The following is a 10,721-nucleotide window of genomic DNA, read 5'->3' as shown; positions in this document are numbered from 1 at the left end:
ACGCTCCCCGCAGTAGCCGGACCGCCGCCCCCGGGACGCCGACACGTCCCGGGGGCGGCACCACGCTGAGACCATGACGTTTCGATTCGGCGTGGTGGCAGCAACGGCCCGCACCGGCGCGGAGTGGACCACCACCGCGCGGCAGGCGGAGGAACTCGGCTACGACACCCTGCTCGTCCCGGACACCGTGCACACGCTGTCACCGTTCGCGGCGCTGGCCGCCGCAGCGGCGTGCACCGAGAGGCTGCGGGTCGGCACCTATGTGCTCAGTGCCCCCAACCGCGCGCCCGGCCTGGTGGCCTGGGAGACGAGAACCCTGCAGCTCCTGAGTGGTGGCCGCTTCGAGCTGGGCCTCGGAGGCGGGCGGCCGGGCGCCGAACGGGACGCCGCGACGCTGGGCGTGGAGTTCGGGACACCGGGCGAGCGGTTACGGCGGGTGGCGGACACGATCCGGGCCGTCCGCGAACTTCCCGGCGGCGGCCCGCCGGTGCTGGTGGCGGCGAGCAGACCGGGGATGCTGCGGCTGGCCGCCGAGCAGGCCGACATCGTGGCCCTCGGCCTGCCCCCGCAGTCGTCGGAGGAGGAACTGGCCGAGACGGTCGCCCGGCTCCGCGGCTTCGGCGGGTCACCGGAAGTGCACGTCAACGTGGCGGCGGTGGCGGAGACGGCCGAGGCGGTGCCGGAGTGGGTGAACCGGATGGTCGGCGGCGATGCCCGGCGGATGGCGGCGGCGGGCGGCATCGCGTTCCTGCTCGGCGACCCGGGCCGGATCGCCGAAACGCTTCGCCGGCGACGGGCTGAGCTGGGCATCTCCTACATCGGAGTCAGCGCCATGTTCATGCACCAGTTCGCCCCGGTGATCGCTGAGCTCCGCGGCAATCACTCGCAGTGATCGTGGTCGCATCGCCCGTCGCGTCGGCGTTGTGCGCGGGCGGCCTCGGCGACCAGGTTGAACAGGCCGGTGCCGAAACTCAACACCGTAGTGGCTGCGGTGAGCCATTCCATCAGCGCTCTGGTCATGGGTCCAAGGTCGCCGCCCGGGCCGGCGTCCGGCGATCTTCTCGGACGGGCTCCGGACAGACGTGGGACAGCGCGGTGCAGCCGGTTCTAGGGTTCCTGAGTGGACAGCCACGGGCAGGCGCCGCTGACGGGCTTCGCCGCACGATTACGCGATCTCCGGCGGCGGGCAGGAGAACCGTCGCTGCGCGAGCTGGAACGCCTCACCCGCCGGACGGGTCGCCCCTATCCCCGCACCACCATCGATGACAAGCTCCACGGCCGTACGCTGCCGGACTGGGAGTTCGTGGCGGCGTTCGTCGACGTCTGTCACCGCCATGCCGGTTGGCCGGGCCCACCGGACCTCGACGGGTGGCGGGCGGAGCATCGCCGGGTGCTCGCGGAGCTGGCCGCACAACGGGCAGGTCAGCGACGCGCGACAGTGGCCGCCGATGCCCTGGCGGGCGCCGGCGATCCGCTGGCCGTCACCGTCAGGCTCGCCGACGTCAGCTACCTGGTCGTCCGCGGCCCGGACGGGGTGCACGAGGTTCCCGCCAGCGGGCACCGGGTACGCCTGATCGTCGAGGCCCCCGAACCACCCGCCGTCGTGCTGACCGAGCTGCGCCCGGTGGTGCTGGCCCGCCGGCCGGCCGCGGGTGACCTCGTCCCGCACCACGGTGTCGTGCCGGTCCGGCCGTTCGCCGTGCACCTCGACGAGGATCCGCCACGCCTGGAGCGGCTCGGCGACGCCGGCTTCCCGTTCAAGGTCACGCCCGACGATCCCGAGGTCCTCGACCTGACCGTGCACACCGCGACCGCCGACGTCCGATGGGCGCTGGAGCTGGATTGGACCTGCGCCGGGCGCAGTGGTACGCGCCGCGTGGACCTCGGCGGGCAGCCGTTCCGCACGATGGCCCGGCCGGGCTGAGGGCCCGTTGACCGAACGAAGGAGTGCAGCCGTGGAACCGACCGGGAGCCGACCGTCCGCCGGAACCGGCGGCCAGTTCTATGCCGCACAGATCCTCACCAGGCCGGTGGCGCCCACCGCGGCGGTGGCCGCACCCTTCACCGCGGAGCTGAGCACCCGCTCGCACATCACGCTGGTGCGCTCGCCGAGCTCCGAGGTCGGCCCGGCGCCCGTGCACATCCCGGTGACCGGCCACAACGTCTTGCTCGACCTCGCCGCCGGTCCGGACCGCGACATCACCCTCGACCGGCTGCGGGCGCAGGTGACCGGGCGCGAGTCGCTCACCGCGGACGGAGTCAGCATGGCGCTGCCCCGGCAACCTGACCTGGTGCTGAGCGCGGACCTCGAGGAGCCGGGGCGGCGGGCGGCCGCCGCCTTCGAGCCTCTGGAGGTCCCGCACTACCGCCACCTCCGGGATGGTGCATTACAAACCCGGCGGCAACGGCCCGCTGGTCACGCCGGTCCAGGTGCTCTTCCCGCAGCACTGGACCTTGCGTTAGTTGCCCCAGCGGGCCTTCTCCAGCAGTTCAAGGGCTTCACCGGCGGCCTCGTCGCCGCCGGCGCGCAGGGCTCTCGCGGCCTCGTCCACCAGGTCGGTCAGGCGCTGCCATTGCGCCTCCCGCTCCCGGCTGGCTTCCGCCTGGGCCTTGAGCTGCTGGGTCTTGGTCCACAGCTCGACGAAGATGGAGACCTTGGCCCGCAGCACCCACGGGTCGAACGGCTTCGTCAGGTAGTCGACCGCGCCGACCGCGTAGCCGCGCAGGGCGAGCTGGGCGTCACGGTCGGCCGCCGTCAGGAACAGGATCGGTACGTGCCGGGTGCGTTCGCGCCGCTTGATGTGGCCGGCCGTCTCGAAGCCGTCCATGTTGGGCATCTGCGCGTCCAGCAGGATCACCGCGAAGTCGTCCGTGAGCAGCTGCTTCAGCGCCGCCTCGCCGCTCTCCACCGCGACCGCCTGCACCGGCAGGCCCTGCAGGATCGCCTCCAGCGCCAGCAGGTTGTCGCGCCGGTCGTCGACCAAGAGCGCCTTGGCCCGCTCAGCCATCCTTGTGCTCCGTCCCGGAATTGTCCGACGCGTTCACCCAGCGGGCCATCAGCTCGATGAGCTCGTCCAGGTCGACCGGCTTGGTGATGTAGTCGCTCGCCCCCGCCGCCAGCGCCGACTCCCGGTCGCCGGGCATCGCCTTCGCTGTCAGGAAGACTACCGGTAGGTCCGCGAAGCGCTGATTGCGGCGGATTCCGCGGGTGGTCTCGTAGCCGTCCTGCTCCGGCATCATCGCGTCCATCAGCACGATGTCGACCTCGGGGTGCTCGGCCAGCAGCCGGACCCCGTCCACGCCGTTGTCGGAGTAGAGCACGTTGAGCCCGTGCATCTCCAGGGCGCTGGTCAGCGCGAAGACGTTGCGCACGTCGTCGTCGACGATCAGCACGGTGGCGCCGTCGAGCTGGCGGCTGGCCGGGCTGACCGTGTGCGTCTCCAGCTCCGGGCGGGGCGTGATCAGCGGGAGGTCGAGCGACGACAGTGTGCGGCGCGGCTCACCGGCCGAGGTCGACGCGGGCAGCTGCGGCAGGGACGGCGTCGGGATCGCGTCGCCGATCAGGACGTCCGGCATGTAGAGCGTGAACGTCGAGCCCTCGCCGGGGGCCGAGGAGACCACGATCGTGCCGCCGAGCAGTGCGGCGAACTCGCGGCTGATCGACAGGCCGAGGCCGGTGCCGCCGTACTTGCGGCTGGTCGTGCCGTCCGCCTGCTGGAACGCCTCGAAGATCAGGCTGAGCTTCTCGTCGGAGATGCCGATGCCGGTGTCGCTGACCGCGAAGGCGACCACCTGGTGGGCCGAGGCCAGCCCGGGGATGTCGAAGTCGAGGTCGGCCGGCGCCGGGTAGATGCTCAGGGTCACCGAGCCGTTGTCGGTGAACTTGACCGCGTTGGAGAGCAGGTTGCGCAGGATCTGCTGGAGCCGCTGGGCGTCGGTGACGATCGACTCGGGCAGCTCCGGCGACACCTCCACCCGCAGCTCCAGGCCCTTCTCCTCGGCCTGCGGGATGAAGGCCTGCTCGACGTAGCTGCGGACGCCGTCGAAGTCGACCTGGTCCGGCTCGACGTCCATCCGGCCGGCCTCGATCTTGCTGAGGTCGAGGATGTCGTCGATCAGCGACAGCAGGTCGGAGCCGGCGCTGTGGATGGTGCGGGCGAACTCGATCTGCTTCTCGGTCAGGTTGTGCTCGGGGTTGTCGGCGAGCAGCCGGGCCAGCAGCAGCAGCGAGTTCAGCGGCGTCCGCAGCTCGTGGCTCATGTTGGCCAGGAACTCGGTCTTGTACGCCGACGCCCGGGACAGCTGCTGCGCCTTCTCCTCGAGGCCGAGGCGGGCCAGCTCGATCTCCCGGTTCTTCGTCTCGATGTTGCCCTTCTGCTCGCTGAGCAGCTGCGCCTTGTCCTCCAGCTCGGCGTTGGTGCGCTGGAGCTCGGCCGACTGGTCCTGCATCTCGCGGGCCAGGCGCTGCGACTGCGCGAGCAGTTCCTCCGTACGCCGGTTGGCCTGGATGGTGTTGAGGGCGACGCCGATGGCCGCCACCAAGCGCTCCAGGAAGGTCAGGTGCAGCCCGGAGAACGCGGCCACCGAGGCGAACTCGATCACGCCGAGCATCTCGCCCTCGAACAGCACCGGCAGCACGACCAGGTCGTTCGGCGGCATCGACATGAGACCCGAGCGCATCGTCAGGACGCCGTCGTGGGTCGCCCGGACCCGGATCGTACGGCGGGAGACCGCGGCCTGGCCGACGAGTCCCTCACCGGGCCCGAAGGTGACCTCATGGTTGCGGGCGACGTAGCCGTACGACGCGGCGAGGCGCAGCCGCATCACGGCCTCCTCGTGGTCGACCATGAAGAAGGCGCCGAGCTGCGCGTCCACCAGCGGCGTCACCTCGGTCATGATCATGCGGCAGACCTCGCCGAGGTCCCGCTGGCCCTGCAGCAGGCCACCGATGCGGGCCAGGTTGGAGTCGAGCCAGCCCTGCTCCGCGTTCGCCTTGGTGGTCTCGCGCAGCGTCACGATCATCTGGTTGATGTTGTCCTTGAGCTCGGCGACCTCGCCCTGGGCCTCGACGGCCACGCTCTGGGTCAGGTCACCGCGGGTCACCGACGTGGACACCTCGGCGATGGCGCGCAGCTGGGTGGTCAGCGTGGAGGCCAGCTGGTTGACGTTGTCGGTGAGGTCGCGCCACGTACCGGAAACGCCCTTGACCTCGGCCTGACCGCCGAGCTTGCCCTCGATGCCGACCTCGCGCCCGACCCGGGTGACCTCGTTGGCGAACGAGGACAGCTGGTCGACCATCGTGTTGACGGTGTCCTTGAGCTCGAGGATCTCGCCGCGGGCGTCGACCGTGATCTTCTGCGACAGGTCGCCCTTGGCCACGGCCGTGGTGACCGAGGCGATGTTGCGGACCTGGGCGGTCAGGTTGGACGCCATGTAGTTCACGTTGTCGGTCAGGTCGCGCCAGGTGCCGGCGACGCCGCGCACCTGGGCCTGGCCGCCGAGCTTGCCCTCCGAACCCACCTCACGAGCAACTCGCGTCACCTCATCGGCGAACGACGACAGCTGGTCCACCATCGTGTTGACCGTCGACTTCAGCTCCAGGATCTCGCCGCGGGCGTCGACCGTGATCTTCTGCGACAGGTCGCCCTTGGCCACCGCCGTCGTGACCGAGGCGATGTTGCGGACCTGGCTGGTCAGGTTCGACGCCATGTAGTTCACGTTGTCGGTCAGGTCACGCCACGTACCGGAAACGCCCTTGACCTCGGCCTGGCCGCCCAGCTTGCCCTCGGAACCCACCTCGCGGGCCACCCGGGTCACCTCGTCGGCGAACGACGAGAGCTGGTCGACCATCGTGTTCATGGTGTTCTTCAGCTCCGCGATCTCACCGCGGGCGTCGACCGTGATCTTCTGCGACAGGTCGCCCTTGGCCACCGCCGTCGAGACCTGGGAGATGTTGCGGACCTGGTCGGTGAGGTTGGCGGCGAGCTGGTTGACGTTCTCGGTGAGGTCGCGCCACGTACCGGAGACGCCGCGGACCTGGGCCTGACCGCCCAGCCGGCCCTCGGTGCCGACCTCGCGGGCCACCCGGGTGACCTCGTCGGCGAACGACGACAGCTGGTCCACCATCGTGTTGACGGTGTCCTTGAGCTCGAGGATCTCGCCCTGCGCGGCCACCGTGATCTTCTGCGACAGGTCGCCCTTGGCGACCGCGGTGGAGACCTGGGCGATGTTGCGGACCTGGCTGGTCAGGTTCGACGCCATCGAGTTCACCGAGTCGGTGAGGTCCTTCCAGGTGCCGGCGACATTGGGTACGTCGGCCTGGCCGCCCAGCTTGCCCTCGGTGCCCACCTCGCGGGCCACCCGGGTGACCTGCTCGGCGAAGAGCCGCAGGGTGTCGGTCACGCCGTTCATGGTGTCGGCCAGCTCGGCGACCTCGCCGCGGGCCGTCACGGTGATCTTCTGCGACAGGTCGCCGCGGGCCATGGCCGTCGCCACCTGGGAGATCGAACGGACCTGGTGGGTCAGGTTCGACGCCATCGTGTTGACCGAGTCGGTCAGGTCCTTCCAGGTGCCGGCCACGCCACGGACGTCGGCCTGGCCGCCGAGCTCACCCTCGGTGCCGACCTCCCGGGCCACCCGGGTCACCTCGTCGGCGAACGAGGACAGCTGGTCCACCATCGTGTTGACCACCCGGCCGATGCGCAGGAATTCACCCCGAAGGGGTCGCCCGTCCATCTCGAGTGCCATGTGCTGCGAGAGGTCACCGTCCGCGACGGCCACGATGACCCGGGAGATCTCCGTGGTCGGTCGGCCCAGGTCGTCGATCAGCGAGTTCACCGAGCGGGCGCTGTCGGCCCAGGCGCCGTCGAGGCCCTCCTCGTCCAGCCGCTCGGTCAGCCGGCCGTCCCGGCCGACGATCCGGCTGATCCGGCGCACCTCGCGATTCTGCCGTTCCTGCAGCGCCACGACCTCGTTGAAGGCATCCGCGGCCTCACCGGCGACGCCGCTGCGCCGGGGCAGGCGAACCTTGAAATCGCCACGGCTCACCCGGCGTAGGGCTTCCGCGAGCTCGACGAGCACGGCAGTCTCGTCGGGCACGCCGACATTGACCTGGTGGGTCGCAGTCATGCTGTCCTCATTCGCTGTCCAACGGCTGGGGCGCTCCATCATCCCTCGCCGGGACAGTCCGGCGCGAGGTACAGCTTTGTGCGAAGCCGGTCGGCGGGAGAGGATGCAGGCGTGTCGGTAGAGGCGGGACGTATCGCGGCAGCTCTCGTGCGCCGGGTCCGGTTGCCCAACGACCGGCGTACGCCCGCCGCGGCGCGCGCCCTGGTCCGCTCGGTGCTCGAGGAGGCCGGGCTGGACTCCCTGGTCAACGAGGCCCTGCTGCTGACCACCGAGCTGTCCACGAACGCGGTGGTGCACGCCGGCACGGAAGTGGACCTCGAGGTCGACGCCGACCCGGCCGGGCTCACCGTCACGGTGACCGACTTCGCCCCCGGGCCGGTCGAGCAGCTCGCGGTCGGCCCCCGCAACGAGCAGTCGGACATCGGCGAGGTCGCGGAGCGTGGTCGCGGGCTGCTGCTCGTGGACCACTTCGCCAGCCGCTGGGGCACCGTGCACGAGGGCGTCGGCAAAGGCGTCTGGTTCCGGCTGGAGAGCAAGGGCCCGGCCCGTGACGGCATCCCCGTGGCCACCGCCGACGACGAGGTGGCCCCGTCCGTCGGCGAGCTGACCACGCTGCTGCAGATGAGCCCCGAACGGCTCACCGACGAGAGCCTGGCCGAGTTCGGCACCGAGCTGCTCTCCCGCTTGTCCCGGCTCACCGGGGCCACCGGCGGGGTGGTCCGGCTCGACCGCGGCGACGGCGGCGGACGCCAGCTGCTGGCCCGGCACGGCCGCGCTCCCCGCGACGACGCCGAGACCATCCGGGTGCCGCTCACCGTGCAGCGGCCGTACTCGGGTGAGCTGGAGCTGGACGCGTCCCCGGCCGGATACGCCCAGCCGCTGGCCACGATCGTCGCCGAGCGTTTCTCCCTGCACCTGGAGAACGACCGGCTGCGCCGGGCCGACCTGCGCCGGCAGACCTGGCTGACGTTCCTGGCCGAGGCCAGCGAGCTGCTCGCCCAGTCCCTGGACGTCAACCTGACGATGGCGCTGATCCCGCAGCTGGTGGTGCCCCGGCTCGGCCAGTGGTGCGCGGTGCACACCACGGACGCCTGGGGCCGGCTGCAGCTCGCCGCGGCCACCCACGCCGACGAGGCCGCCGTGCCACAGCTGCACGCGACGCTCGCCGAGACCGGCCCCGACTCGATCCTGGCCCGGCTCGAGGAGGCCTCCCGGCTCGGCCAGCAGGTCATGTTCGGCACCCCGCCGGAGGGCTTCGCGGTGCCGCTGGTCGCCCGCGGGCAGCGCCTGGGCACCCTGGCGGTGGGCCGCCACCTGCGGCACCGGCACGACGGCGACGAGGTGGCGGTGCTGGAGGACGTGGCCCGCCGCGCGGCGCTGGCCATCGACAACGCCCGCATCCACGACGAACGCCGCAAGGTCGCCCGGACCCTGCAGGCCTCGCTGCTGCCCCCGGCGCTGCCGCACGTCACCGGCATCGGCTTCGCCGCCGAGTACGTCCCCACGGGCTCGGAGGTGGGCGGCGACTTCTACGACGTCGTCCCGGCCGGCGACGACCGCTGGGTGGTCGTGGTGGGCGACGTGTCCGGCAAGGGCGTCCAGGCCGCGACGGTGACCGGCCTGGTCCGCGACGTGATCCGGATCCTGGTCGACGACGGCAAGCCGATGACGGAGATCCTCTGCCGGGTCAACCGCACTCTGGTCCAGCGCGGCGGCGGACGCTACTGCACGCTGGCCATGGCCACGGTGACCCGGGCGGGCACGGACCTGGCGGTCTGCCTGCACCTGGCCGGCCACGACCGGTCGGTCCTGGTCCGCGCGGACGGCAAGACCTCCTTCGTGGGCGAGGGCGGCACAGCGCTCGGCCTGCTGGAGACGATCACCTCTCCGGACGTGAACGTGACCCTGCACCCGGGCGACTCCCTGATCTTCTACACCGACGGCGTGACAGAACGGCGGCGCGGCCGGGAGCTGTTCGGCACGTCGCGCCTGCGGGACGCGGCGACGCCGCTGGCGGGCTACCCGGCGGATGTGATGGCGGCCCGGCTGCGCTCGACGACGATCAACTTCTCGGTCGAGGAGCCGCGGGACGACATCGCGATCCTCGTCCTGCGCAACGACGCCCTGTAGACCGGCTTTTTGTCGTACCGCTGCGGCAAGCTGGATGCCGTGCCGAAGACACAGTTCTATACCGCGACCAGCATCGACGGATTCATCGCCGATGCTGACAATTCGCTCGACTGGTTGTTCGAGGTCGACGAGGGCCGTGAGGACGAGGCGGGCAACGCCCCGTTCGCGTCCTTCTTCGCCGAGGTGGGCGCCTTCGCCATGGGCGCCACCACCTACGAGTGGGTGCTGGAGCACGAGGGTCTGCTGGACAAGCCGCTGAAGTGGGCGGAGTACTACGGCGACACCCCGGCGTGGGTGTTCAGCCACCGGTCGCTGCCGCCGATTCCAGGCGCTGATCTGCGGTTCGTGCAGGGCGATGTCCGGCCGGTGCACGCGGCGATGACCGAGGCGGCCCAGGGCAGGAACATCTGGGTCGTCGGCGGGGGTGAGCTGGCGGGGGCCTTCGCGGACGCCGGGCTGCTGGACGAGATCATTCTCGGGGTGGCGCCGGTGACGCTGGGGGCCGGTGCGCCTCTGCTGCCGCGGAAGCTGACTTCTGCGCGGCTTGCGCTGACCGGGATGCGGCAGGTGGGCCAGTTCGCGTACCTGACGTATCGGGTGGGTCCGCCGGCCTGACCCGCTACGCCGGAATCGGCCCTTTTGTCGGCTACGCCGTGGCATCGTGATGGTGTGGCAAAGACGCAGTACTACACCGCGACCAGCATCGACGGCTTCACCGCCGATCTGGACAATTCGCTCGACTGGCTGTTCGAGGTCGACGAGGGCACGGACAACCCGTTCGGCGCGTTCTTCTCCGGCGTGGGCGCCTTCGCGATGGGCGCCGCCACCTACGAATGGGTGCTGAAGAACGACAACGTGCTCGAGGAGCCGGAGAACTGGCACGAGATGTACGGCGACGTACCGTGCTGGGTCTTCACCCACCGCGAGCTCCCGCCGGTGCCGGACGCCAACGTCTTCATGGTCAGCGGCGACGTGCAGCGGGTCCACGAAGCCATGATGGTCGCCGCCCAGGGCCGCAACGTCTGGCTGGCCGGCGGCGGCGACCTGGTCAGCGAGTTCGCGGACGCGGGCCTGCTCGACGAGATCATCTTGGCCATGGCCCCGGCGATGCTGGGCGCGGGCACGCCGCTGCTGCCCCGCCGGCTGACGTCGCAGCAACTGGCGCTGACCCACGTCGCCCAGATGGGCCAGTTCGCCTACCTGACCTACGCGGTGGGCTCCCTGGCCAAGCTGGGCCGCCACCTGGCCGCGGACGCCCTGGCCCGCGAACCCGCCTACCGCTGACCCGGCCGGCGAGGCCGATTCAGCCGGCAAAGCCAGGCCCAGCCCGGCGAAGGCCGAGCCGGACAGACCGCGCCGGCCGCGGATCGCCGCCGCGCCGGAGCTGCCCGGCCGGCGGGCCGTCAGAAGAGGTCGCGCCGCCCGGCCATGGCCACCGTCGTGCTGATCGGCGGTGGGGCCGC

At 71.2% G+C, this 10,721-nt stretch carries 9 protein-coding genes; 5 read left to right on the top strand and 4 right to left on the bottom strand.

Annotated elements, in window-relative coordinates; genetic code table 11:
- Positions 1–73 precede the first annotated feature (73 nt).
- On the top strand, positions 74–892 hold the full coding sequence (locus AB0C29_RS17645) for an LLM class flavin-dependent oxidoreductase (RefSeq protein WP_360821351.1): 819 nt from the start codon (positions 74–76) through the stop codon (positions 890–892).
- Here the strand turns inward: AB0C29_RS17645 and AB0C29_RS17640 are convergent.
- Positions 880–1,020, bottom strand: a complete 141-nt coding sequence (locus tag AB0C29_RS17640; protein WP_360821349.1) for a hypothetical protein — start codon at positions 1,018–1,020, stop codon at positions 880–882. The genes AB0C29_RS17645 and AB0C29_RS17640 overlap by 13 nt on opposite strands.
- Positions 1,021–1,120: 100 nt before the next feature.
- Between AB0C29_RS17640 and AB0C29_RS17635 the strand changes: the two genes are divergently transcribed.
- Positions 1,121–1,924: a hypothetical protein gene (locus tag AB0C29_RS17635; protein ID WP_360821347.1), complete on the top strand. Its 804-nt coding sequence runs from the start codon at positions 1,121–1,123 to the stop codon at positions 1,922–1,924.
- Between the two features lie 78 nt (positions 1,925–2,002).
- Here AB0C29_RS17635 and AB0C29_RS17630 read toward each other — a convergent pair whose 3' ends face one another.
- The 3 genes from AB0C29_RS17630 to AB0C29_RS17620 all read right to left on the bottom strand — a co-directional run bounded on the left by AB0C29_RS17630 (position 2,003) and on the right by AB0C29_RS17620 (position 7,128).
- Positions 2,003–2,266 (bottom strand): hypothetical protein, encoded by a 264-nt coding sequence (locus AB0C29_RS17630; protein ID WP_360821345.1) that lies wholly within the window; start codon positions 2,264–2,266, stop codon positions 2,003–2,005.
- Between the two features lie 193 nt (positions 2,267–2,459).
- Positions 2,460–3,008 carry a response regulator gene (locus AB0C29_RS17625; protein ID WP_360821343.1) on the bottom strand — a complete coding sequence of 183 codons (549 nt, stop codon included), beginning with the start codon at positions 3,006–3,008 and terminating at the stop codon, positions 2,460–2,462.
- On the bottom strand, positions 3,001–7,128 hold the full coding sequence (locus AB0C29_RS17620; RefSeq protein WP_360821341.1) for a HAMP domain-containing protein: 4,128 nt from the start codon (positions 7,126–7,128) through the stop codon (positions 3,001–3,003). The genes AB0C29_RS17625 and AB0C29_RS17620 overlap by 8 nt, the downstream gene beginning before the upstream one ends.
- A 111-nt stretch (positions 7,129–7,239) precedes the next feature.
- Here AB0C29_RS17620 and AB0C29_RS17615 point away from each other — a divergent pair, with 111 nt between their 5' ends.
- Genes AB0C29_RS17615 through AB0C29_RS17605 form a run of 3 tightly spaced genes read left to right on the top strand, consistent with a single transcriptional unit; the run spans position 7,240 to position 10,542 of the window.
- Positions 7,240–9,258: a SpoIIE family protein phosphatase gene (locus AB0C29_RS17615; protein ID WP_360821339.1), complete on the top strand. Its 2,019-nt coding sequence runs from the start codon at positions 7,240–7,242 to the stop codon at positions 9,256–9,258.
- A gap of 39 nt (positions 9,259–9,297) precedes the next feature.
- A complete protein-coding gene (locus AB0C29_RS17610; RefSeq protein ID WP_360821337.1) occupies positions 9,298–9,873 on the top strand; it encodes a dihydrofolate reductase family protein in 576 nt (191 codons plus the stop codon).
- A 54-nt stretch (positions 9,874–9,927) separates the two neighbouring features.
- Complete coding sequence (locus AB0C29_RS17605) at positions 9,928–10,542, top strand: dihydrofolate reductase family protein (RefSeq protein WP_360550761.1); 615 nt, start codon at positions 9,928–9,930, stop codon at positions 10,540–10,542.
- The last annotated feature ends 179 nt before the right edge of the window (positions 10,543–10,721 follow it).

The organism is Actinoplanes sp. NPDC048791, assembly GCF_040650095.1.
Classification (GTDB): Bacteria; Actinomycetota; Actinomycetes; order Mycobacteriales; family Micromonosporaceae; genus Actinoplanes.
Note: the sequence above shows the minus strand (reverse complement) of the source record. Positions and strands in the feature narration are given on the sequence as shown.